The sequence below is a fragment of the Aliiroseovarius sp. S2029 genome, assembly GCF_023195575.1.
GTDB classification, from domain to species: Bacteria; Pseudomonadota; Alphaproteobacteria; order Rhodobacterales; family Rhodobacteraceae; genus Aliiroseovarius; species Aliiroseovarius zhejiangensis.
Genome location: NZ_JALPQE010000003.1, coordinates 258,562 through 281,402, shown reverse-complemented (window position 1 = coordinate 281,402; position 22,841 = coordinate 258,562). Strand labels below are relative to the sequence as shown.

Sequence of the window (22,841 nt, the reverse complement as noted above, 5' to 3'; positions counted from 1 at the left end):
CTGATCCCGCATCTGTTTCCCTTGTCCATTGTCAGAAGGCGATCTGCCCCACCGACTTTGCCCAAGGATTTACCCGTCTGCGTGGCCGAGCGCCACCCCGGCGTTTTGCAATGCCTCCCAGATCCGGGCATCGCGCCCATAAACGTCACGACGATAATTCATGCGCCCCTTCGCTGGCGCCACGGCGGTACGATAGACCAGATGCACCGGCACCGGCTGTTCCAGGTCAACCCGCGTTTCGCGTCCGGTGTTCAGAACCTTGTGGAAGGTGCCTTCAGGGTCGGAGGTTTGCCGCGCCAGCAGTGCATAGGCAAAATCGAACGGATCACTCAGCCGGATGCACCCATGGCTGAACGCCCGCACCTCGCGCCCGAACAGGCTTTTGGAGGGCGTGTCGTGCAGATAGATGTTGTATTTGTTGGGAAACATGAACTTGACCAGCCCCAGCGCATTGCGGCTGGACGGTGGTTGTTTGATCGCAAACGGGAAGGATTTCGCGGAAAACGCGTTGAAGTTCACCGCAGACCGGTTGACCACGCGCCCCCGGCTGTCGATCAGTTTCAGATGGCTCACCGCGTTCGGATTGCGCTTGAGCATCGGCAGATACTCTTTCGTCGCGATCGAGCGTGGGACGTTCCAGGTGGGGTTGATCACCATGAATTCCATCACATCCGAAAATTCCGGGCTGCGCTGATCGTGGATGTTCTTGCCGATCACCGACCGCGTGGTGAAGGTCACCCGCCCGCCATCGACGATCTTTGCGGTAAAATCCGTCAAGTTGACCCAGATATGACGCTTGCCGCGCTCCATATTGGTCCAGCGTTCCCGCTCCATCGCGACGATGATCGACGCCAGACGCGCCTCGGGCGTGGTGTTGATTTCATCCATCGTGCCCGGACCGGCCACACCATCGGTGGTCAACCCGTGATCTTCCTGAAACTGCTGCACCGCTTTCTGGATGGTCGCATCATAAGACTGGCTGGCCGAGCGGCTCAGATATCCCATGCGGATCAAGCGGTTGCGCAGGGCCACGACCGATGCCCCCGCTTGCCCCGGTTTGAGGGAACTGGCAGGCACAGGCGCACCCCATCCGCCATGGGCGATCTGATGATCCAGCCGCAGCTTTTCCTTCATCAGTCTCGCATATTCCGGCGATTTCGGCGGCAGCGCCTTCAGAAACCGGGTGGGATCCGAGGACACAAACCCCGCCAGCAGTGCCGCCCCATCCTGTCTGGGCACCTTGCGCACGATCCCGCTGTCCACCTTCGAGGGTGTCAGTACGCCACTGCTGACCCCTTGCGCATAGCTGAGAAACAGCTTCGACAGCTCGACCTCGGCGCGGCCCAGATCGCGCAGGCTGGCGACGTTGCGCAGGCGGGCGTTCAACTCGGCCGTGTTGAAATCCGGCAGGCCGTGATCAGCCGCACCTGAAAGCGCCCTGAGCAGCGCCGCCCGGCGTGCAAGATCCTGCGGCTGCGATCCGGTCCAGATCGGCTGATAGCCATTGTTGCGATAAAACGCAGCAATTTCAGTGTCGCGCGCCGCGGCTTCGGCCACAGCTTGCGCAAAGGCTGACACTTTGGTCTGACCAGCCATATTGTTCTTGGATTGTGCCGTAACCGGTGCAATGGATCCGGTCAGAAACAAAGCCCCCATCAAAGTCGCAAAAATTGTCGTACGGGGGTTGGCACGACGTTGTGGCAGCGCGTTTGAAATCATAATTCGCCCAATAGTAGTGTACCTGCGTATAATCCCAGATCATCCATGATTGGCAGGCGCAAGTCCATTCACAAAGCCGATTAAAAAGCGTGTTCTCCAAGCCTGTGCCATGCGCCCCGCGCTTTGACGTGTTTTGGTCACGATTTACCACTTTTTCAGTGATTTCAGCAAAATTTTGCCGATTTTGCTTGAACAGGTTAAGCACCCCAAATCTTCGCTTGGCCCGCGATTCGAGTTGTGCCATAAGTTCGGCAAGCTTGGGGAAGAGGCTAAACACTTGTTAACCTGAATGGACAACGATCCGTTTCAGGCACTAAAACAGGCAAGCGACGGGACACGCTGGGACATGACTATCGACAATTCGGTCGGATCTAAATCCATTTTGACACGCCGCGGATTGCTGGGGGCCTTTGCCGCCACGGCAGTGACCGCTGCACCGATGTATGCAAATGCCGCAGGCTTTCTGCGTGGCGGGGGCGATGTTCGCCGGCTCGCCATGTATTCCGGGCGCACCGGTGAATCGATCAACATGATCTATTGGATCGAAGGCAAATACATCAAGGACGCACTGAAAGAGATCAATCATTTCATGCGCGACTGGCGCACCGATCAGTCGATCAAGATTGACACCCGAACGGTGGACATCATGGCCGCCGCGCATGGGCTTCTGGATGTGCGCGAACCTTACATGATGCTGTCAGGCTATCGCTCGCCCAAGACCAACGCGATGCTGCGGTCACGGTCGCGCGGGGTGGCCAAGAACTCGTTGCACATGAAGGGCCAGGCGGCCGATCTGCGGCTGAAATCCCGCTCGGTCAACCAGATGTTCAAGGCCGCCGTTGCCTGCAATGGTGGTGGCGTCGGCAAGTATTCCGGGTCGAACTTCGTGCATATGGATTGCGGCGTGGTGCGCAGCTGGGGCCGGTGACACCGCCCCGCCCTGACCCTACTCTGATCCCTTTCCGGAAAATTGCACAGACGAAAAAGGCCCCCGGTAGCGAGGGCCTTTTCTTTTTTGTGCGAGTGTATCAGTTTTCCTTGGGCATCAGGCGACCGGGTTCGTTGGATTCCAGATAAGCCTCCTGCTCGGGCGTCAGGTCGATGAAATCATATCCCGTCACCATCGGGCGCACATGCGACCGGAACCCATGCCCCACCGTCAGAAGATAAACGTGCGTGATCACGAAGGCGGCGATCACATAGGCGGCCAGCAGGTGCACATTCGCGATCACATAAAGCGCAAAGCTCGACCCTTCTTCGGCGGCCCAGAGATTATAGGTCAGATACAGCAGACCTGAGCCCCAGATGGCCGGAAACACCAACACTTTCAGCCCGAAATAGGTCAGGGCCTGAAGCGGGTTGTGCTTGCGCCAGAAAACTTTCCGATAGGGTGGCTCCTCGCCACGAAAGACCCCATAGGCATAGAACCGCGCCATCTGAAACAATCCTTCAAGCTGCGGCACGAACTGCCGCCAGGTGCCGGTGGTGAACAGCCAGAAGGTGGCGAAGATCCAGACCGCCAGCAGCACCAGCGCCGCGATGGTGTGCAGCATCACCGCCGGGCCGAAAGGCAGAAGCGAATGCACACCGTTCAACCCGAACCCGGTAAACATCAGGATCATGATCATCACCATCTGTGTCCAGTGCCACAGACGTTCAAAGCGGGGGTAAACCTTGACGACGCGCCTAGCCATGATCTGTGTCTCCTTTTCGGCCACCAGCAAGGCGCAAGATGATATGCAGCCCCACACCCAGAATTGTCAGCGCCACCAGCGCCATGCCCAACAGACCCACCGGCGAACGCGGTTCGGTGCCGGGCATATAGACCGCGGCGATCCCGTCCAGCCGCCCGTCCTGCGCGTGACAGGCCGCACAGTCCAAAGCGTCCTCGGCCGGGGCGACCATATGGGTGATCGGCCAATACATCTCAGTATCGACGAAATCGAAATGACCAGAATAGTCCTGCCCGGCCGCTTTCATGCCCGCCTCGATCGCCTTGGGCCAATCGAAATTGGTCCAGAAGGCCGTATCGGTGGTTGGCCCCCAGACATGCGAATACGCCAGCTTGTTGCTGTCCGTGTCATAGGCCTGCCGCCCTTCCATCCGTTTGAAGGGCCAGATGCGGCTGTCCGCGCCGCCGGGGGATCCGTTGATGCGGTTCACTTCGACCGGGGCGGTCGGGTCGATCTGTTCTCCGGTCGCATATTCCACATGACCGTTGAACCAGGCGTAATGCGGCACCACGTCCTCGCCCCATTTGAAATCACCCTTGGTGGACAGATAGGTGTGCAGCTCTTTCCCGTCGGACTGCACGAAGTTTGACTCGTGCATCGGTTTGCCATCGGCGCCCATGCGGCCTGCGGTCGACCAGTCCCAATAGGTCTTGGTGGCGACGCCACCGCGCGCGAATTCTGGGATGTGGCAGCTTTGACAGGCCAGCTTGTCGGTGTGATCGTTCAGCTTCACACCTTTGAGGGTCAAAGGGTGCGGGTCGCTGTCGTGGCAGCTTTCACAGGTCGCCGCCGTGCGCACCGCCCCCGGCTTGCCGCGCCCGATCACATCCTTGGCCACCGTGTCATATCGTGATCCGGCCCAGTTGTGCTTGTCCTCCACATGGCAGGTCGAGCAGGTGAAGTTCAGCCCGTCGGGCGACATGTGCACATCGACGGCTTTCGGCGGGTTATACAGCGCCGAACTCAGGTCACCGTGTTTCACGTTGTCGCCACCGCCACCATAGAAATGGCAGTTCCCGCAATTGTCGCGCCCCGGCATCCCGACAGATTGCGCCGCCTTGGACAAATCCACAGGCCAGGCTGCCGCCCCCGTGATGGTCTTGGTGCCGGCCTTCACCGGCTCAAGCGGCGGGTGCCCGGCGCCTGTGGCGGTCTTGGTATACTGACCCGACCGGTCGTGACAGACCAGGCAATCGGGCGTAACCCCCGCCTGCGCGGGCGTCTTTGACATATCGTCCCATCCATAACCCGCATGGCACGATGTGCAGCGGGCCTCGTTCCCGGCCACGTTGCCACAGAAGGCATTGATCACCTTGGATTTACCCAGCGTCTGGCCGCTATCGCTGTTATATTTCCATTCGAAATGGATCGAATGCATGATCTGGTCGTCGGCTTCCGTGTGGCAGCTGACGCAGGCCTCGGTCACTTCCGGCCCCGAGGCAAAGGGCTTTTTCAGGATGTCGAATTTCGTGTGGTCCGCCGTCGCACTGGAAATCGACAGAGCTGTTGCGGCTGGCGGGGTTGGCGCTGCGGCCTGATCTTCGGCAGCGGCAAAACCGCCCGCCCCGACCATCAAGGCAAGCGTCAGAATCGGTGCAAGTATTTTCTTCATGGCTCAGCCTTCCTCAACTCCGGTTCGCGCGGCGGAGGATTACATTCTGCTATTCTAATATGTATCAGAGACAGCAAAGCACACCTACTGCCAAAATGCCGCACCACCCGCGCCGGGCGATTGACCCGGACCCGCCTGTTTGCCATCGTCGGCCGATCTGCGATGAGAGGCGCCATGAAACCATTTCTGATCCTGCAACTGCGCCCGGAAACCGATGCGTCGGATGACGAATTTCGCGCGTTTCTGTCCAAGGGCGGGCTGGAACCGGACCAGGTGCATCGCATCCGGCTGGATCAACAGGACATTCCCGCCAGTCTTCGGCTTGGCGAATATTCCGGGGTCATCGTCGGGGGCGGGCCGGGCTGCGTGTCCGATGCGCCCGGTCAGAAATCTTCGGTCGAGGCGCGGATCGAAGCGCAATGCCTTTCCCTGATGCCGCAGATCACCGCTCAGGACATTCCGTTTCTGGGCTGCTGCTATGGGATAGGCATACTGGGCCATCACCTGGCGCCCGGTTCAGTGACAAAAGACCAATATGGCGAACCCGTCAGCGCCAGCCCCTGCGAGGTCACGCCTGAAGGGCGAAATGATCCGCTGCTCGACGGCATTCCCGACCGGTTCGAGGCCTTCGTGGGCCACAAGGAGGCCATGCAGCACCTGCCCGACGGGTGCCACCATTTGGTCGCGTCCCCCCGTTGCCCGTTCCAGATGATACGTCATGGGCAGAACGTCTATGCCACTCAGTTTCACCCCGAAGCCGACGCCCACAGTTTCGAAACCCGGATCGGCATTTACAAGCACCACGGTTATTTCCCACCGGAAGAGGCCGAGGCGCTTGTCGACATGGTGCACGCCGCGAATGTCCACGCGCCCGCACGGATCCTGCACAATTTCGTGACGCGGTACCGGGCCTGACCGGACCGCCGACACACGTTTTCCAAGCAGAGTTTATGGCGCACCCGAGAGGATTCGAACCTCTGGCCTCTGCCTTCGGAGGGCAGCGCTCTATCCAGCTGAGCTACGGGTGCCAGTGACACTGGGTCTGGCGCGGATATAGGCCATCGCCCTGCCTGCCGCAACATGAAAAGGACGGGCGACCGCCAATCAACGAAAATCAAGCGCGGACATTGGTTTACCGTCGGCGGTTTAGCGGCGGAGCAAGCAGACCCGTCCCGCGTGAAACGCCATGTGCAAAATGCCTGACGCCCACGCTCCTGCAGAACGACACGCCCTGATCAGAGGATGAAGTCGGACCCGTACAACGTGTCCACGCCGACCACCAAAACCTCAAAATCGGCCTTTGCATCACCGTCGATATCGGCTCGCACCAATGTGTCCGAACCGACATCCACAGTCCAGACGGCGTGCGCCTGGGCACCGGATTTGGAGAACACGAAAGCCTGATCCCCGGCCAGATTCACGCTGGCATCAATTGCGGCGAGGTCTAGATCGTCTTCGCCACTGTCGAACTGATAAATCTGGTCACGATATGACCCTGTGGCGCTTTCTTCGACCTCGTAGAAAACAAACACATCGCGATCATTGTCGATGCCCGCGTACATCCGGTCAAAACCTTCGCCACCGACCAATGTGTCTTCACCTTTTCCGCCAAACAGCTTGTCACGATGTGGCCCGGCGATCAAAAGGTCATCGCCGGTCTCCCCATACATCACGTCATACCCTTTGCCGCCATAGATCTGATCCGCGCCTTTGCCCCCAAGAAGTTTATCGCTATGCCGACCACCGTAGATCTTGTCGTTTCCCTCGCGTCCGTACAGAGAGTCATCGCCCGTGTTGCCGACGAGGAAATTACTGGCATCGTTGCCGTAAATCTTGTCCGCGGATTTACCGCCCCACACATTCTCGATGCTGGAAACCGTATCGCGACCGTAACCGGTATTCTGGGCGCCGGTATTTTCAAGATTGAGTGTCGCTTTTTTCGAGGTGGTAAACAGTAGCCAGTCCGATCCCTTACCGCCCTTGATCACATCATTCCCTGATGAGGCATAGATCTTGTCATTTCCGGGGCCGCTATAGATCTTGTCGTTCCCACCGTAGTCGTAGATCTTGTCGTCGCCTTCGTTTGAAATCAGCGTATTCGACTTCTTGTTTCCGTAGATCTTGTCATCACCCCCCCCGCTTATTGCCTTTTCAATTACGGTGCCAACTGACAATGCCAGGTTACCTTTCAGTCCGGCAATGCTGGAGGTGGTCGGCTTGCCCTTTCCCGGCCAAGAAATGTTCAGGTTGATCGTCTGATTGTCATCCCAGCCCGAGAAATCGAAGGTGTCATAACCACCGCCATCCGCGATCGTATAGGCGTTGGTATCCGCATTATTTTTCAAGCGCGCCAAGAAGGGATCACTGTTTTGCGAGATATTCGTGTTGAACCCATAGATGGTATTGCCCTTGAACGCGTTCGACGTCCCGAAGGTGACACCATTATGGGACTGTCCGCCATACATGCGGTTCAGCGCCAGAAGGTCCGCTGCCATATAGGTTTGCAGATAGGCATAGCTGGCATCGACATTGTAGTTTTCGCTTTGCGAGAAATACGACATGATGCTGTTCTGCCAGCTGTCATTGGTGAACTTCGCATCCCAGGGATAATCCGCCCACCCATCATATTGGCCCATATGCCCAAGCCCAAGCGCGTGACCAATTTCGTGCAGGATGGTCTGCATTGCATAGCTGGTCCTGCTGGTCGAACCGGAGTCCCAGGAGCTGCTGACATTTACATAACCGTAATCCGCAAAGCCGCCACCGTCACTGTCCTGAAGACCCGCATATGCGCCACCGTCTTCGTCACCGAAGGAGATATCGGCATAGTTGTATGACGATGTCTCGACAAATCTGATTCCAGTGACATTCGACAGGTAATCGAAGGCGTCGCGCACCATTTCACGTCGTCCTGCCGAAAGCCCATCGCCATCAAACCAGTTCGAACTGACCGAATAGGTCAGTTTGCCATACTGCGGATCATTGCCGTACCCAGTCAGGTTCCACTTCAAACCCGAATATCCCTGTTCGTTCCAAAACCCTGAAACAAGGTAATTTGCCAGCGTACTCAATGACTTGTGTTGCATGCTCTACTCAATCTCTGGTTATAGGTTCAGACAGCTGAATCCTCGTGATTGCAACCATGCGCAGAATGTCACAGGCGAGGTCCATCCGAACTTGAACAATTTTCGCGGGTAGAACTTAGCCCAGGGTTTGGGTTCAGACCAGATCAAAATCGGCTTTGGTTTTCAAAGAATGCGAGTTTGTTGAGGATCTCGCAACAATTGCAATGATGTTGCCAAATTAGCGTAAGTTAAGCCCGAGACCGCAGAGTCAGGTCTTTTGAGCGCGACAAAGCACCGCGCTTCACGGCCAAAAAAAACGCCCGCAACAGCGGACGTTTTTCGTTTTGCCGAGAAAAAGAAGCTGACTTAACGCTTCGAGAACTGGAAGCTCTTACGGGCTTTGGCTTTACCGTATTTCTTCCGTTCCACGACGCGGCTGTCGCGGGTCAGGAATCCGGCGGCTTTCAGGGCGCCGCGCAGGCTGGGTTCGTAAAGTTGAAGCGCTTTCGAAATCCCGTGCTTCACGGCACCGGCCTGACCGGACAGACCGCCGCCCTTGACGGTGGCAACCACGTCAAACTCGCCTTCCACGCCGGCGACTTGCTCGGGCTGGCGCACGATCAGTTGCAGAACGGGACGGGCGAAATACTTGTCCATGTCCTTGCCGTTCACGGAAACCTTGCCGGAACCCGGCTTGATCCATACGCGGGCAACCGCGTCTTTCCGTTTGCCGGTGGCGTAGGAGCGGCCCAGCTCGTCACGAACAGGCTCGCGCGGGGCAGCGGTTTCAACCACGGCTTCGGTGCCTTCGGCAACGGCGTTCAGGTCTTCGAGTGTTTTGATCTCTTCAGTCATGATCAGCCCTCACGCGTGTTTTTGGCGTTCATGGATTTCACATCCAGCACTTCGGGGCTTTGCGCCTCGTGCGGATGCTCGGCGCCGGCATAGACGCGCAGATTGGTCATCTGCTTGCGGCTCAAGGGACCGCCGGGCAGCATGCGCTGAACGGCTTTGGTCAACAGACGCTCGGGGTGCTCGCCCTCAAGGATCTGGCCAGCGGTGCGGGATTTGATACCGCCCGGATAACCGGTGTGCCAGTAGTGCACTTTGTCGGTGCGCTTCTTGCCGGTCATTTGCACTTTGTCCGCATTGATCACGATGACATTGTCACCCATGTCCATATGCGGCGTGAACGAGGCTTTGTGCTTGCCCCGAAGACGCATTGCGATGATCGACGCAAGACGGCCCAGAACAACGCCTTCGGCGTCGATCAGGATCCATTTCTTGTCGATATCTGCAGGCGTTGCAGAAAAGGTTTTCATGTGTTCAGCCCTGATTGGGTTACGGATGCGGTGGTTTTAGTGATTTCCATCTGCAGGTCAAGCGACAAAGTGTTGGTTTTTATGTACGTTTACAGACACTTATAATTATGGTATTATTTTACCCCACCTTGCCCCGACGCACTTCTGCCAAAAAAGGCCGGATCTGGTAAAATCAAAGAAAGGTCTTGCGCGACTCGATCACCCCCCCTAAATGGCGCCCCACATGAGGGACCGATCCCAACCCCGGACAAACGGGGGGGCGCTAAGGGACCGACTGGAACGAACTGCTGGTAACGAAGGGGAGCATTATGAAAGATGCGGACCTCTTCCAACTGGGGATCGGTCTGGAGACAGGCGCCCACGAGGAAGGCTCACTTGGCCCGATTGCGGCCAATTCAAATATTGCATGTGATCTCATGGATGACGACCGTGATGACCATTTCATCCGCAAGGGTGACAAGGTCTATGCGGGCACGCATCTGATCATCGAGGTTCTGGACGGCCACGGGCTGGACGACGAAGACCGCATTCAACAGGCGTTTCGCGATTGCGTCGACACCTGCGGGGCCACGCTTCTGCACATCCACACCCACAAGTTCAGCCCACAAGGGGTAAGCGGAGTGGCGGTGTTGGCGGAAAGCCATATCTCGGTGCACACCTGGCCGGAAATCGGCTATGGCGCGTTTGACGTCTTTATGTGTGGTGACGCGCAGCCGTGGAAATCGGTGGATGTCCTGAAGGCGGCCTTCGGCACCGATAACGTGCGGGTCAAGGAACTCTTGCGGGGCGACGGGATCGTACAGGCCGAGGTTGCGGCATGAGCGACTGGCTGACCGAGAAGCTGCACGACGATTATGCCCAGTCGCTGCGCATCGGAGAGATGCTTTACGACAGCAAGACCGAGCATCAGCGGTTGAAAGTGTTTCAGAACGGCACGTTTGGCCGGGTTCTGACGCTGGATGACGTGGTGCAGACCGCCGAAGGCGACAATTTCATCTATCACGAGATGCTGACCCATGTACCGATCCTGGCGCATGGGGCAGCCAAGCGCGTGCTGATCATCGGCGGCGGCGACGGCGGCATGGCGCGCGCAGTGTTGGATCATGCGTCTGTCGAGCAGGTGACCATGGTGGAAATTGACGCGGGCGTGGTGGAGTTCTCAAAGGAATACCTGCCGCAGCTCAGCCGTGGGGCCTTTGACGATCCGCGTCTGAACCTGGTGATCGCGGATGGCGCGGATTTCATGCGCACGACCGATGGCGGGTTTGACGTGATCATCGTCGACAGCACTGATCCGATCGGTCCGGGCGAGGTTCTGTTTACCGATCACTTCTATGGTCACGCCAAGAAGGCCTTGACCCCCGGTGGCATTCTGGTCACGCAAAACGGCGTGCCGTTTATGCAAGGCGACGAGCTGACCGGCACCATGCGCGCCTTTCAGTCGCTGTTCTCGGACGCAACCTGCTATCTCGCCACCATCCCGACCTATGCGGGCGGGCCGATGGCGTTTGGCTGGGGCACCGACAGCGATGCGCGCCACGTATCCGTCGAGGTGTTGAAGGAAAGGTTTGCGGCCTCCGCGATCAAGACAGATTACTACACACCCGAGGTGCACAAGAGTGCCTTTGCCCTGCCCCCTTATGTGGCGCGGCTGATCCCCTAAAGCCGGACTGCCGCCCTATTCCGGGCGGCACACCTCTCCGCGCAGGATGGCAAACATGGTGCGCCAGATCAGCCCGGCAATCACCACGACCAGCAGCGCCAGGATCAGCATGCCGATGGCCTGATGTCCGCGCGCGCCCTCAAGCTGCGCAAACCTGAGCGACGCTATGGCCAGCGCGGCCAGCGGGAAGCTGAGCGCCCACCAACTGAGCGCAAAAGGCAGCTTCGCCAGTTTCGGCACCTGAACCACCACCAGCGCAGCGAAGATATAGCCCGCGTTCAGCAGGACGCGGGCAAATCCGTCCACCGTTCCTGTCATGCTGACATAGGCCAGAAAGGCGACTGCGGGCGGGGCGATCAGGATCACCATCGTCGGAAACAGCCGGGCGACGATCGGATCGTGAAAGATCAACCTGTTCATCACAAGGGTCAGCAGGACGATCCAGAAAATGATGCCCCCCGAGAAGAACAGCCACGAGACTTCGATATACCCGATACGCGCACCAAGGATGGGCACGATCACGTTGCCGACCGCCGGGATGAACCATGCAGGCGTCAGGTGACCGACCTGAAAACTGCGATGGCTGATCCAGCCCGACACAACCGCGATGGTCAGCACCCCCTGCCCCGCAACCCCGGCCAGCCAGATCCATGTCGCCGCCGTTTCGTTGTACGGAAAGACGGCGGTGGCCATCAGCAGCATCGACACCGTGATCGTCGGAAAGAAGGCAAGCTTCACCGGGTGGTGCCATTCCTCGGCCACCATCGCCGGATACCGCAGCGCCTTTGCCAGATAGAAGCCCGCGATGGTCAGGAACACCGCACCGCCGACCAGCAGGATCAGCGAGGACGCATGGGCGAGCCACCGGGCGGCGGGCGCCCCGGCATGCAGTGCCAGGGTAAAGCCCATCAGCCCCATGACGATGGCAAAGAACGTCACCGGAAAATGCGCCAGGCGGCTTGTCTCGGCCGGGGGCGTGATCGGATCGGGGGCTGTGGTGGTCTGCTCGGACATGGGGGCCTCGTCGCTTGCGTCCTTATGGTGGTGCGTCAATCCCCGCCGGCGGTCAAGCCCGTTCCGGCGGGATCGAGTAGGTCAAACTGGCGCGGGCCACGGGTGCGTCATTGCCTTCGGAATGGATCAGAACATCCCCTACCGCCAGCACACGCCCCAGCTTGTGCAGCCGCGCATGCGCCACCAGATCGGTATCCGCCGCCGGTTTGCGCATGAAATCTATCGAACAATTGGTGGTTACGGCCAACGCCTTCGGCCCGATCATCGCCAGGATCGCCAGATAGATCGACACATCCGCCAGCGCAAACATCGTCGGCCCCGACACGGTACCGCCGGGGCGCAAATGCTTGTCGCCGATCCGGGTGCGGACAGTGATCTGCATTGGTGCCACATCCGCCACTTCGAAGTCGGGGGCGACCTGCGGAAACGCGGTCTCCATGAAAGACTGAAGCTCGTCGCGCGACATTTCCAACTGCATGGTTTCCCCCCGTGAATTTCCCGCCTATCGTGGGCCAGAACAACGAGCGAGGACAAGATGTCAGAGCCCCTATTGATCCGCGAGGACGCAGCGTCAGTTGCGCGTTTGACCCTGAACAACCCCGGCGCGCTGAACGCGCTGTCGGATGCGATGCTGGCCGCGCTGAAGGCCGAGTTCGAGGCACTGGCACAGGATGACAGCATTCGTGCAGTCGTGATCGCGGGCGCGGGCAAGGTGTTCTGTGCGGGCCATGACCTGAAGGAAATGACGGCCGGACGACAGGCCGAGGATGGCGGGGCTGCGTACTTCAAAGACCTGTTCGACCGCTGCGCCGAGGTCATGTGCATGATCCCCCGCCTCCCCCAGCCCGTCATCGCCCAGGCTCACGGGATCGCCACCGCCGCCGGATGCCAGTTGCTGGCGACCTGCGACATGGCCGTGGCCGCCGAAGGCACGCGGTTTGGCGTGAATGGCGTGAATATCGGGCTGTTCTGCTCGACCCCGATGGTGGCGCTAACCCGGAATGTGCCGCGCAAGGTGGCGTTTGAAATGCTGACCACGGGCGAGTTCATTGACGCCACCCGCGCCCGCGAGGTCGGGTTGGTCAACCGCGTGGTGCCGCCCGAAGACTTGCGCGCCGCCACCGACGAATTGGCGCAAACCGTCGCCTCGAAGCTGGGCGCGGCGGTCAAGATCGGCAAGGCCGGGTTCTATGATCAGGCCGATATGTCGCTTGAAGCCGCTTATGCTTTCGCCGGTGCCGCGATGGTCGAAAACATGATGCTGCGCGACACCGAAGAAGGCATCAGCGCCTTTATCGAAAAGCGCAAACCGGATTGGGACCAGTCCCGCTAACCCCAACGACGCGAGGTCGCCATGCCTTACCTGATCCTGTTCTTTGCGGTGGTTGCGGAAACCATCGGCACCACAGCCCTGCAAGCCAGCCAGCAATTCAGCCGGTTCTGGCCCTCGGTCACGGTGGTCGTGGCCTATGGGATCAGCTTTGCGCTTCTGGGTTGGGCATTGAAATACATGGCGGTCGGCGTGGCCTATGCCATCTGGTCCGGGCTGGGCATCGTACTGATTGCCCTTATCGGATACGCTCTGTTCGGACAGCGTCTGGACCTGCCCGCAATCTTCGGCCTTGCGATGATCCTGGGCGGGATTCTGATCATCCACCTTTTCTCGCAATCCGCACAGCATTGACGCCGCATTGACACCGGACCCGACCGGGCGAGAAAATTAACAAGAGTTGTTTTTTTGGTGGCGTTCCACCTTCAACCGGGCTATGCGCCCCCCTAACTTCTCATACGTTTGATACGTTTTCCCCTTAAGGTGGCCCTATGGACCTGCGCAATATCGCGATCATCGCACACGTTGACCACGGCAAGACGACCCTTGTTGACGAGCTTTTGAAACAATCCGGCGCGTTCCGGGAAAACCAGGCCGTCGCCGAACGTGCCATGGACTCGAACGATCTGGAGCGCGAGCGCGGGATCACCATTTTCGCGAAACCGACCTCGGTCGAATGGAAAGGCACGCGCATCAATATCGTCGACACCCCCGGCCACGCCGATTTCGGGGGTGAGGTTGAACGGATCCTGTCGATGGTCGATGGCGTCGTGCTGCTGGTTGACGCCGCCGAAGGCCCGATGCCGCAAACGAAATTTGTGACCTCGAAAGCGCTGGCTCTGGGTCTGCGCCCCATCGTGGTCTTGAACAAGGTCGATAAACCCGACGCCGAACCCGACCGGGCGCTGGACGAGTGTTTCGACCTGTTCGCCAACCTCGGTGCGGATGATGACCAACTGGATTTCCCGCATATGTATGCCTCTGGCCGCAACGGATGGGCGGATGCCGAACTGGACGGGCCGCGCAAGGATCTGCACGCGCTGTTCAACCTGATCGTGAACCACGTCCCTGCTCCGCGCCAACTGGCCCATCAGGACGAAGATTTCTCGATGCTGGCGACCACGCTGGGGGCCGATCCGTTCGTGGGCCGCCTGCTGACCGGTCGCGTGGAAACGGGGCGCCTTAAAGTGGGTGCGACCGTGCAAGCCCTGTCGCGTGTCGGCCAGAAGATCGAACAATTCCGCGTCACCCGCATTCAGGCGTTCCGTGGCCTGGCCCAGCAGGACATTGACGAGGCCGTGGCAGGCGATATTGTCTCGCTTGCAGGCATGTCGAAAGCCACCGTGGCCGACACGATCTGTGCGCTTGCCGTCGATGAACCGCTGGACGCCCAGCCCATCGACCCGCCCACCATCACCGTCACCTTCGGCATCAATGACAGCCCGCTGGCAGGCCGCGACGGCAAAAAGGTGCAGTCGCGCGTGATCCGTGAACGGTTACTGAAAGAGGCTGAATCAAACGTCGCGATCAAGATCGCTGACACCCCCGGCGGCGAAGCGTTCGAGGTTTCGGGCCGTGGCGAATTGCAGATGGGCGTTCTGATCGAAAACATGCGCCGCGAAGGGTTCGAGTTGTCGATCTCGCGCCCACAGGTGATCATGCGCGAACAGGATGGCCAGACCGTCGAACCCATCGAGGAAGTCACCATCGACGTGGACGACGAGTATTCCGGCGCGGTGATCGAAAAACTGACCGGATCGCGCAAGGGCGAACTGACCGAGATGAAGCCCGCAGGTGCTGGAAAGACCCGAATCATTGCGCATGTGCCGTCACGCGGGCTGATCGGTTATCACGGCGAGTTTCTGACCGACACGCGCGGCACGGGCGTTCTGAACCGCGTGTTCCATGGCTGGGCACCCCACAAAGGGTCGATCCCCGGTCGTCGCGCGGGCGTTCTGATCTCGATGGAAAACGGTACCTCAGTCGCCTATGCGCTGTGGAACCTCGAAGATCGCGGCCGCATGTTCATCGGCGCGCAGGAAGACGTATATCAGGGCATGATCATCGGCGAACATAGCCGCGAAAACGATCTGGAAGTGAATCCGTTGAAGGGCAAGAAGTTGACCAACGTCCGCGCCTCGGGCACGGATGAGGCCGTGCGCCTGACCACCCCGATCACCATGTCGCTGGAAGAGGCCATCGCCTATATCGACAATGATGAATTGGTCGAAGTCACGCCGAACAACATCCGCCTGCGCAAACGCTATCTGGACCCGCATGAGCGGAAAAGACAGGCGCGGTCATCCGACCAGTAATCCCCCCGACAAAAACAGGAAAGCCCCGGAAAATTGCCGGGGCTTTTCGCGTTTCAGGACAACACGTTACTCGTCGGTTTCAACAATCAGCAATTCCCGCTCGGATGCGCCCCGCGCATGACTTAGCGCCTCTTGATACTCGGGCGAGTGATAGCAGCCTTCAGCAGCCTCGACGCTGGGGAATTTCGCCACCACGTTGCGCGGGCGGTCCTTGCCTTCAAGCTGCACATAGCGCCCGCCGCGCGCGATGAAATGCCCGCCATGTTTGGCAATCGCAGGCCCGGCAAGGGCGGCGTATTTGCCATAGGCGTCGTCGTCGGTCACGGTCACATGGGCAATCCAAAGGGCGGGCATAGGTCTCTCCTGCAATAAAAAAAAGTCGCGTTTCGATGGACGATACGCGGCCTTTCAGATTTTGCAATGGGCGTCAGCCGGCGATGATCGCCTCGGCTGCGGCCACGGCGGCCTCTGCCCCCGAGAAATCCTGCCCGCCCCCCTGCGCGAGTTCAGGACGACCGCCGCCGCCCTTGCCGCCAACCGCCGGCACAGCCGCTTTCACAAGGTCAACCGCCGACACACGGTTGGTCATGTCCGCCGTCACCCCGGCCGCGACGGCAACCTTGCCATCATTGTCCGAAATGATCAGAACCGCCCCCGATCCAAGCGCATCTTTCTGTTCATTCACAAGCGTTTGCAGGTCTTTCCCCGCGACGCCCGCAATGGTCATGGCCAGAAATTTCACGCCCCCAATATCCTTGGCTTCCGCCCCTGCGCCCGCCGCTTTCGCCAACTCGCGCTTCAGGTTCGCAATCTCGCCCTGCAAGGCCTTGCGTTCGTCCAAAAGCCCCTTGACCCGGCTCACGACCTCTTCCGGTTTGGCTTTCAACATGCCCTGCAGTTCCGATGCCCGCGCAGCCTCCTCCTCGATATAGGCGACGGCGGCCTTGCCGGTCAGTGCCTCGATCCGGCGGATGCCAGCGGCACTGGCCCCTTCCGACAGGATCACGCAGACCCCAATGTCGCCGGTCTGCCGCACATGCGTGCCGCCGCAGAGTTCGATGGAATAGGTCTGCCCATCCGTGCCCTTGCCGGTCGCGGCATGCCCCATCGAGACCACGCGCACCTCGTCGCCGTACTTTTCGCCAAACAAGGCCTGCGCACCAATCTCGCGGGCATCATCCGGCGTCATGATCCGGGTTTCCACGGGCGCATTCTGGCGAATATAGGTGTTCACCTCGCGCGCGATATTGCCCAATTCCTGCGCTGATACGGCCTTGTTGTGGCTGAAATCGAACCGCAGACGATCCGGCGCGTTCAGCGACCCGCGCTGCGCGACATGATCGCCCAACTCGTTGCGCAGCGCCTCGTGCAGCAGGTGCGTGGCCGAATGGTTGGCGCGGATCGCCGTGCGGCGCAAGTGATCCACCGCCAGTTCAGCACCCTGCCCTTTCGCAATCTCGCCCTCGTCGACCCTGGCGAAATGGATGAACACGTCGGCCACCTTCTTGGTGTCTGTGATATGCGCCGATCCGGTATCGGTGCGGATCAGACCCGTGTCGCCCACCTGGCCACCCGCTTCGGCATAAAACGGCGTCTGGTTGACGACGATCTGAACCTCGTCCCCGGCCTTGGCGCTGTCGGTCAGCGCGCCGTCCGAGACAAGTGCCAGCACCTGACCCTCGGCGTGTTCGGTGTCATAGCCCAGAAACTCGGTCACCCCATGCTGTTCGGCCAGATCGAACCAGATCGTGGCATCCGCCGCTTCGCCCGAGCCGGACCATGCGGCCCGTGCCCGCGCCTTCTGTTCGTCCATCGCCGCATCAAACCCGGCCTGATCTACCCCGCGCCCCTTTTCGCGCAGCGCATCCTGCGTCAGATCCAGCGGAAACCCATAGGTGTCATAGAGCTTGAACGCCGTCTCGCCCGGCAAATCAGCGCCTTCGGGCAGGCTGGACACTTCGTCATCCAGCAGCTTCAACCCACGATCCAGCGTTTTCTTGAACCGCGTTTCCTCGTTCAGAAGGGTCTCTTCGATCATGGTTTGCGCGCGACCAAGTTCAGGATAGGCCTGCCCCATCTGCGCCACCAGCTCCGGCACAAGGCGGTGCATGACCGGGTCTTGCGCGCCCAGCAAATGGGCATGACGCATCGCGCGGCGCATGATCCGGCGCAACACGTAGCCGCGCCCTTCGTTCGAGGGCATCACCCCATCGGCCATCAGAAACGAAGTTGATCGCAAGTGGTCGGCAATAACGCGGTGATGCACATTCTTATCGCCATAGGGATCGACATTCGTCACATGCGCGGACGCCTCGATCAGCGCCCTGAACAGATCTGTGTCATAGTTGTCGTGACTGCCCTGCAGCAAAGCACCGATCCGCTCCAGCCCCATGCCGGTGTCGATCGACTGCATGTCCAGCGCCTTCATCGAGCCATCTTCAAACTGCTCGTTTTGCATGAACACGATGTTCCAGATCTCGATGAACCGATCACCATCTTCCTCGGCGCTGCCCGGAGGGCCACCCCAGATATGGTCGCCGTGATCATAGAAAATCTCGGTGCAAGGGCCACAGGGGCCGGTTGGGCCCATCTGCCAGAAATTGTCGTGCGTCGCGATGCGGATGATCCGGTCTTCGGGCACGCCCACCTTCTTCCAGATTTCAAACGCCTCGTCGTCTGTGTGATAGACGGTGGTCAGCAGGCGTTTGGGGTCGATGCCGAATTCCTTGGTGATCAGGTTCCAGGCGAACGGGATCGCGTCATCCTTGAAATAGTCGCCAAAGCTGAAATTTCCCAGCATCTCGAAAAACGTGTGGTGGCGCGCGGTATATCCCACATTGTCCAGATCATTGTGCTTGCCGCCGGCGCGCACGCATTTCTGTGCCGTTGTTGCACGGGTGTAATCGCGCGTCTCGATCCCCGTGAACAGGTTCTTGAACTGCACCATGCCCGAGTTGACGAACATCAGCGTCGGGTCGTTGCGTGGCACCAGAGGCGAGCTGTCGACAACCGTATGTCCGTTAGTTTCGAAATATTTCAGAAAAGTCGAGCGGATGTCATTAAGGCTGGCCATGTTATCTTGTCTCTGAAGGGGCGTTCACATCCGTTTACCTTTGCCAGCCATCCCTGTCCACCGGCTGTTGCCGCAAAAAGAAAAGGCCGGGACATGCCCGACCTGTCTTCGTCTTTGGTGACGATCAATCACATGATCATGCTTCCAGAAGCCCGTCGTCATCGGCGTCTTTTTCGCTTTCGGGCATGTCAAAATCCAGACCGTGCGCGGCTCGGATCTTGTCTTCGATCTCAAGCGCGGTGCGGGTGTTTTCACGCAGATAATTCTTGGCATTCTCGCGCCCCTGACCGATACGTTCGTCGCCATAGCTGAACCACGACCCCGACTTCTCGACCACGCCGGCCTTGACGCCCAGATCCAGCAACTCGCCCATTTTCGAGATGCCTTCGCCATACATGATATCAAATTCGACCTGTTTGAACGGCGGAGCCACTTTGTTCTTCACGACTTTTACGCGCGTGGCGTTGCCAACCACCTCGTCGCGGTCCTTGATGGCGCCGATGCGCCGGATGTCTAGCCGAACCGAGCTGTAAAATTTCAGCGCGTTGCCGCCTGTCGTGGTTTCGGGGCTACCGAACATGACGCCGATCTTCATGCGAATCTGGTTGATGAACACCACGGTGCATTTCGAACGCGAGATCGACCCGGTCAGTTTACGCATTGCCTGGCTCATCAGGCGCGCCTGCACGCCGACATTGCTGTCGCCCATATCGCCTTCCAGTTCGGAGCGGGGCGTCAGTGCGGCAACCGAGTCGACCACCACCATGTTGACGGCCCCTGATCGCACCAGCGTATCAACGATTTCAAGCGCCTGTTCGCCGGTGTCGGGCTGGCTGATCAGAAGCTCATCCAGATCGACGCCCAGCTTGCGGGCATATTGCGGATCCAGTGCGTGTTCGGCATCGACAAAGGCGCAAACCCCGCCCTTTTTCTGCTCTTCCGCCACGCAATGCAAGGTCAGCGTCGTCTTACCCGAGCTTTCCGGGCCGTAAATCTCGATGATCCGACCTTTGGGCAGGCCGCCAATGCCAAGTGCGATATCCAAACCCAGCGAGCCTGTTGACGTCGCCTCTATCTCGGCGACCGGGTTGTCGGCGCCGAGCTTCATGATCGACCCTTTGCCAAACTGCCGTTCGATTTGCGCCAGCGCGCTGTCGAGCGCCTTTTGTTTGTCACCGTCACGTTTCATGTCAAAGATATCCGCCGTTGCCATTTGTTATCATCCCTTATTTCACACCCGCGAACGGGCGGCAATCATGCTCGTGTTCTGCTCTTGTTCTCATCACCCGTTATGAGCACAAAATAGGAACATTTCAAGTCAAGTTTTCAAAACAAGTTTGCCCGGGAATGGTAAGCAAAGGGTTAACAACGCTGAAACCACAGCAAAATCGGCAAAAACATGAGGCTGGGACGGGTCAATGCAACTGCCTTTGCACCGTGGCGGTCAGGTCCGTCAGGGAAAATGGTTTGGGCAAAAAGACCGAATTCGGAATGCGCGACTGGTGTTCGGAGACCGAATCCTCGGCATAGCCCGAGACGAAGACCACTTTCACGCCCGGTCGGTCCTCAAGCGCCTTGGCCACCCAGGTGGGGCCATCCATGCCAGGCATGATCACATCCGTGACAAACACGTCGACCGAAAGTGTCGTATCTTCAAGTGTTTTCAGTGCCTCCTCGGCATTTTCGGCTTCCAGCACCGTGAACCCGCGCATGCGCAGCGCGCGCGAGGCAAAGGCGCGCACCGGGGCTTCGTCTTCCACCAGCAAGACAATGTTGTCCTTGCCGTCTTTCAGGGCATGAGTGGGCATTGGAAGTGTCGGAGCGTCTGGCAGCCCGGGCGGTGCCGCCGCCGTTGCATCGACCACACCATTTCGGGCGAGCGCGTCAGACGAGGCCGCGCCTTCTGCACCCGTGACGCTTGCAGAGGCACCATCAAGCAGGATCTGGTCATTGGCCGACAAGGCATCCAGCGTATCCCGGATCGGATCGTCTCCTACGGCTTCGGACAATTCAACCTGTTCGTCTTCCGTATCAAGGGGCGCGAGTTCCAGTTGGTCCGTGTCCTGACAGACCGGGAAATACAGCGTAAAGGTCGATCCCGCGCCGGGGATCGAATCGACGAAGATGAACCCGCCCATCTGTTTCACGATGCCATACGCCATCGACAGGCCAAGGCCGGTGCCTTTGCCAGCGCCCTTCGTCGTGAAGAACGGCTCGAAAATCTTGCTGAGCTTGTCGGCAGGGATGCCCGTGCCCTGATCAATCACGCGGATGGTAACATAGGCACCGGGCGGCACCGTTGCCCGGTCACGATGGAGCGGCTGGTCGATGGTGACATTCCGTGTCTCAACGCGGATCTCGCCTTCGCCATTCATGGCGTCGCGCGCGTTCACCACAAGGTTCATGATCACCTGATCCAGCTGACGACGATCAGCGCGGATCGGCTTCAGATCCAGGTCATGGTCCAGATCAAGCGATACTTTTTCCCCGACGAGACGGTTCAGCAGATGGGTCAGGTCCGACAGCGAGTCCGTCAGAGCCAGTTTCTCGGGGCAGAGTGTCTGCTTGCGCGAAAACGCCAGCAGTTGACGCACCAGAGCCGCGGCCCGATTGGCATTCTGATGAATTTGCGACAGGTCGGAATACTCCGGGTCGTTCTCGTCACGTCCCAGCAACAGAAGGTCGCAATGACCTGATATGGCCGTCAGCAGATTGTTGAAGTCATGCGCAACACCGCCCGCCAGTTGCCCGATTGCCTCCATCTTTTGGCTTTGAACGAACTGTGCCTCGAGGGTTTTCAACTCGGTCGCATCCTGCAACACGGCGACCAGCGCCCGCCCGGTATCATCAGCCACTTGACCCAGCGAGATTTGCAGAAACACATCTTCGTCCGGTTTTACCGCGCGCACCACCTCGACCCGCCCAAGATGACGCCCGGCATGTGCCTCGCGCAGCCATTCCGAGACGGGGCGGCCCAGACCTTCGACCTGATCGGCCAACTGGGTGCCGATGGCTGCTTCGTCGCCCAGAAGTGCCCGCGCCCGCCGATTGGCCAGCACGATGACACCGCCGGTGTCCAACTTGATCAGGGGCACGGGCAAGCGTTCGATAAAGGCCCATTCTTCGTCCGTGATCACCGGGCCGCCCGGGGGTGGCAACAAGTAGATCTCGCGCCGGCCCGCGCTGATTTCCAACTCGCACACAAAGGCCGGGACCGGACCATTTCGGGCCGACACCTGCACCACCGTGCCTGCCTGGACCGGCAAGTCCGAAAACACCCGGTCCAGCGTGGTTTCACGCCCGCCCAGAAGACGCCGCGCACTTTCATTCATGAACAGGATGGTGCCGGATTTCGACACTGTCATCATCGGCAGACTGATATGTTCAGCACTGCGCGTACCTTGCCCGCGTTCGCCGAAATCTTCCATGCGCCAGAGATACCCGCCGCCGTCCATCACATGCACCGACAGCCGCACATGCCCGCGCCGCAAGACGACATCTTCATACGCCGCCCCCTTGGCCTGGGCTTTGTTCTGCAGCCGAAACAGAACCGAGGCCGGGGCGGCAAACATGTCTTTCACGGCACCGGCCAAAGTCGCGCCGAGCTGATCGCCGAATGCTTCGGTCGCGGCGCGATTCTGATAACGGATCATCCCGTCCGCATCCGTTGCAAAGCTGGCCGCACCGTCATGGTCAGACACATGATGCACCATGCGGATCATCGCATCCTGCCGACGTTGATGAAGCGCGCACAGCGCCATGACCGTCAGCGCCAGCGCCAGAAACGTCAGCCCGATCAGCAACAGGCTCAGCCCCAGAACCGGCAAGGCGACAAACCACGCTGCGCTGACCGACAAAACCGCAAGCAACAGAAGATACCCGACCCGCTGCGACAGGCGCAGGGCGATTTCGGTCAATGGATTGGACGACACGTCAACGTACGACACAATGATCCCCTTTTACAGAATCGGCCCCGCCGTTATGACGCACGGTCG

General features: G+C 59.4%; 19 protein-coding genes and 1 tRNA gene. 7 read left to right on the top strand and 13 right to left on the bottom strand.

The window, feature by feature from the left end; all coding sequences use genetic code 11:
- Positions 1–69 precede the first annotated feature (69 nt).
- A complete protein-coding gene (locus MUY21_RS08245; RefSeq protein ID WP_248409837.1) occupies positions 70–1,596 on the bottom strand; it encodes a L,D-transpeptidase family protein in 1,527 nt (508 codons plus the stop codon).
- 469 nt (positions 1,597–2,065) lie between these two features.
- Between MUY21_RS08245 and MUY21_RS08240 the strand changes: the two genes are divergently transcribed.
- Positions 2,066–2,647, top strand: a complete 582-nt coding sequence (locus MUY21_RS08240; protein WP_191284507.1) for a DUF882 domain-containing protein — start codon at positions 2,066–2,068, stop codon at positions 2,645–2,647.
- Positions 2,648–2,747: 100 nt separating this feature from the next.
- Here MUY21_RS08240 and MUY21_RS08235 read toward each other — a convergent pair whose 3' ends face one another.
- Together MUY21_RS08235 and MUY21_RS08230 are read right to left on the bottom strand one after the other, a co-directional pair.
- Positions 2,748–3,413, bottom strand: a complete 666-nt coding sequence (locus MUY21_RS08235) for a cytochrome b/b6 domain-containing protein (protein WP_248409836.1) — start codon at positions 3,411–3,413, stop codon at positions 2,748–2,750.
- A complete protein-coding gene (locus MUY21_RS08230; protein ID WP_248409835.1) occupies positions 3,406–5,064 on the bottom strand; it encodes a tetrathionate reductase family octaheme c-type cytochrome in 1,659 nt (552 codons plus the stop codon). The genes MUY21_RS08235 and MUY21_RS08230 overlap by 8 nt, the downstream gene beginning before the upstream one ends.
- A 174-nt stretch (positions 5,065–5,238) precedes the next feature.
- On the opposite strand from MUY21_RS08230, the gene MUY21_RS08225 reads away from it, so the two are divergent.
- On the top strand, positions 5,239–5,979 hold the full coding sequence (locus tag MUY21_RS08225) for a glutamine amidotransferase (protein WP_248409834.1): 741 nt from the start codon (positions 5,239–5,241) through the stop codon (positions 5,977–5,979).
- Positions 5,980–6,015: 36 nt separating this feature from the next.
- Here the strand turns inward: MUY21_RS08225 and MUY21_RS08220 are convergent.
- From MUY21_RS08220 to rplM, 4 genes are all read right to left on the bottom strand, one after another.
- A tRNA-Arg gene (locus MUY21_RS08220) sits at positions 6,016–6,092 on the bottom strand.
- 207 nt (positions 6,093–6,299) lie between these two features.
- Complete coding sequence (locus MUY21_RS08215; RefSeq protein ID WP_248409833.1) at positions 6,300–8,150, bottom strand: M10 family metallopeptidase; 1,851 nt, start codon at positions 8,148–8,150, stop codon at positions 6,300–6,302.
- A 345-nt stretch (positions 8,151–8,495) separates the two neighbouring features.
- Positions 8,496–8,984 (bottom strand): 30S ribosomal protein S9, encoded by a 489-nt coding sequence (gene rpsI / locus MUY21_RS08210; RefSeq protein WP_248409832.1) that lies wholly within the window; start codon positions 8,982–8,984, stop codon positions 8,496–8,498.
- Positions 8,985–8,986: 2 nt separating this feature from the next.
- The gene (gene rplM, locus MUY21_RS08205) at positions 8,987–9,451 is read right to left on the bottom strand and encodes a 50S ribosomal protein L13 (protein WP_191284513.1); all 465 of its coding nucleotides are present in this window, start codon (positions 9,449–9,451) and stop codon (positions 8,987–8,989) included.
- Positions 9,452–9,759: 308 nt separating this feature from the next.
- Here rplM and speD point away from each other — a divergent pair, with 308 nt between their 5' ends.
- Together speD and speE are read left to right on the top strand one after the other, a co-directional pair.
- Positions 9,760–10,272: an adenosylmethionine decarboxylase gene (gene speD, locus MUY21_RS08200; RefSeq protein ID WP_248409831.1), complete on the top strand. Its 513-nt coding sequence runs from the start codon at positions 9,760–9,762 to the stop codon at positions 10,270–10,272.
- Positions 10,269–11,114, top strand: coding sequence for a polyamine aminopropyltransferase (gene speE, locus MUY21_RS08195; RefSeq protein ID WP_248409830.1), 846 nt, complete (start codon positions 10,269–10,271; stop codon positions 11,112–11,114). Before speD ends, speE begins: the two co-directional genes overlap by 4 nt.
- A gap of 15 nt (positions 11,115–11,129) precedes the next feature.
- Here the strand turns inward: speE and MUY21_RS08190 are convergent, their stop codons facing one another.
- Positions 11,130–12,128 (bottom strand): SLAC1 anion channel family protein, encoded by a 999-nt coding sequence (locus MUY21_RS08190; protein WP_248409829.1) that lies wholly within the window; start codon positions 12,126–12,128, stop codon positions 11,130–11,132.
- Between the two features lie 52 nt (positions 12,129–12,180).
- The gene (locus tag MUY21_RS08185) at positions 12,181–12,606 is read right to left on the bottom strand and encodes a PaaI family thioesterase (RefSeq protein WP_248409828.1); all 426 of its coding nucleotides are present in this window, start codon (positions 12,604–12,606) and stop codon (positions 12,181–12,183) included.
- 57 nt (positions 12,607–12,663) lie between these two features.
- On the opposite strand from MUY21_RS08185, the gene MUY21_RS08180 reads away from it, so the two are divergent.
- The 3 genes from MUY21_RS08180 to typA all read left to right on the top strand — a co-directional run bounded on the left by MUY21_RS08180 (position 12,664) and on the right by typA (position 15,773).
- Positions 12,664–13,461: an enoyl-CoA hydratase gene (locus MUY21_RS08180; protein ID WP_248409827.1), complete on the top strand. Its 798-nt coding sequence runs from the start codon at positions 12,664–12,666 to the stop codon at positions 13,459–13,461.
- A 21-nt stretch (positions 13,462–13,482) separates the two neighbouring features.
- Positions 13,483–13,812, top strand: coding sequence for an SMR family transporter (locus tag MUY21_RS08175; protein WP_248409826.1), 330 nt, complete (start codon positions 13,483–13,485; stop codon positions 13,810–13,812).
- 137 nt (positions 13,813–13,949) lie between these two features.
- On the top strand, positions 13,950–15,773 hold the full coding sequence (gene typA / locus MUY21_RS08170) for a translational GTPase TypA (protein WP_248409825.1): 1,824 nt from the start codon (positions 13,950–13,952) through the stop codon (positions 15,771–15,773).
- Positions 15,774–15,839: 66 nt separating this feature from the next.
- Here the strand turns inward: typA and MUY21_RS08165 are convergent, their stop codons facing one another.
- The 4 genes from MUY21_RS08165 to MUY21_RS08150 all read right to left on the bottom strand — a co-directional run bounded on the left by MUY21_RS08165 (position 15,840) and on the right by MUY21_RS08150 (position 22,793).
- The gene (locus MUY21_RS08165; protein WP_248409824.1) at positions 15,840–16,127 is read right to left on the bottom strand and encodes a DUF1330 domain-containing protein; all 288 of its coding nucleotides are present in this window, start codon (positions 16,125–16,127) and stop codon (positions 15,840–15,842) included.
- A gap of 73 nt (positions 16,128–16,200) precedes the next feature.
- A complete protein-coding gene (gene alaS / locus MUY21_RS08160; protein ID WP_248409823.1) occupies positions 16,201–18,846 on the bottom strand; it encodes an alanine--tRNA ligase in 2,646 nt (881 codons plus the stop codon).
- 136 nt (positions 18,847–18,982) lie between these two features.
- A complete protein-coding gene (gene recA, locus MUY21_RS08155) occupies positions 18,983–20,059 on the bottom strand; it encodes a recombinase RecA (RefSeq protein ID WP_282568987.1) in 1,077 nt (358 codons plus the stop codon).
- A gap of 202 nt (positions 20,060–20,261) precedes the next feature.
- A complete protein-coding gene (locus MUY21_RS08150) occupies positions 20,262–22,793 on the bottom strand; it encodes an ATP-binding protein (RefSeq protein ID WP_248409821.1) in 2,532 nt (843 codons plus the stop codon).
- Positions 22,794–22,841 lie beyond the last annotated feature (48 nt).

Excerpts from the sequence above, each read along its gene's own strand:
- MUY21_RS08245 (WP_248409837.1), bottom strand. The coding sequence starts at position 1,596 with ATGGCTGGTCAGACCAAAGTGTCAGCCTTTGCGCAAGCTGTGGCCGAA.
- MUY21_RS08240 (WP_191284507.1), top strand. The coding sequence starts at position 2,066 with ATGACTATCGACAATTCGGTCGGATCTAAATCCATTTTGACACGCCGC.
- MUY21_RS08235 (WP_248409836.1), bottom strand. The coding sequence starts at position 3,413 with ATGGCTAGGCGCGTCGTCAAGGTTTACCCCCGCTTTGAACGTCTGTGG.
- MUY21_RS08230 (WP_248409835.1), bottom strand. The coding sequence starts at position 5,064 with ATGAAGAAAATACTTGCACCGATTCTGACGCTTGCCTTGATGGTCGGG.
- MUY21_RS08225 (WP_248409834.1), top strand. The coding sequence starts at position 5,239 with ATGAAACCATTTCTGATCCTGCAACTGCGCCCGGAAACCGATGCGTCG.
- MUY21_RS08215 (WP_248409833.1), bottom strand. The coding sequence starts at position 8,150 with ATGCAACACAAGTCATTGAGTACGCTGGCAAATTACCTTGTTTCAGGG.
- rpsI (WP_248409832.1), bottom strand. The coding sequence starts at position 8,984 with ATGACTGAAGAGATCAAAACACTCGAAGACCTGAACGCCGTTGCCGAA.
- rplM (WP_191284513.1), bottom strand. The coding sequence starts at position 9,451 with ATGAAAACCTTTTCTGCAACGCCTGCAGATATCGACAAGAAATGGATC.
- speD (WP_248409831.1), top strand. The coding sequence starts at position 9,760 with ATGAAAGATGCGGACCTCTTCCAACTGGGGATCGGTCTGGAGACAGGC.
- speE (WP_248409830.1), top strand. The coding sequence starts at position 10,269 with ATGAGCGACTGGCTGACCGAGAAGCTGCACGACGATTATGCCCAGTCG.
- MUY21_RS08190 (WP_248409829.1), bottom strand. The coding sequence starts at position 12,128 with ATGTCCGAGCAGACCACCACAGCCCCCGATCCGATCACGCCCCCGGCC.
- MUY21_RS08185 (WP_248409828.1), bottom strand. The coding sequence starts at position 12,606 with ATGCAGTTGGAAATGTCGCGCGACGAGCTTCAGTCTTTCATGGAGACC.
- MUY21_RS08180 (WP_248409827.1), top strand. The coding sequence starts at position 12,664 with ATGTCAGAGCCCCTATTGATCCGCGAGGACGCAGCGTCAGTTGCGCGT.
- MUY21_RS08175 (WP_248409826.1), top strand. The coding sequence starts at position 13,483 with ATGCCTTACCTGATCCTGTTCTTTGCGGTGGTTGCGGAAACCATCGGC.
- typA (WP_248409825.1), top strand. The coding sequence starts at position 13,950 with ATGGACCTGCGCAATATCGCGATCATCGCACACGTTGACCACGGCAAG.
- MUY21_RS08165 (WP_248409824.1), bottom strand. The coding sequence starts at position 16,127 with ATGCCCGCCCTTTGGATTGCCCATGTGACCGTGACCGACGACGACGCC.
- alaS (WP_248409823.1), bottom strand. The coding sequence starts at position 18,846 with ATGGCCAGCCTTAATGACATCCGCTCGACTTTTCTGAAATATTTCGAA.
- recA (WP_282568987.1), bottom strand. The coding sequence starts at position 20,059 with ATGGCAACGGCGGATATCTTTGACATGAAACGTGACGGTGACAAACAA.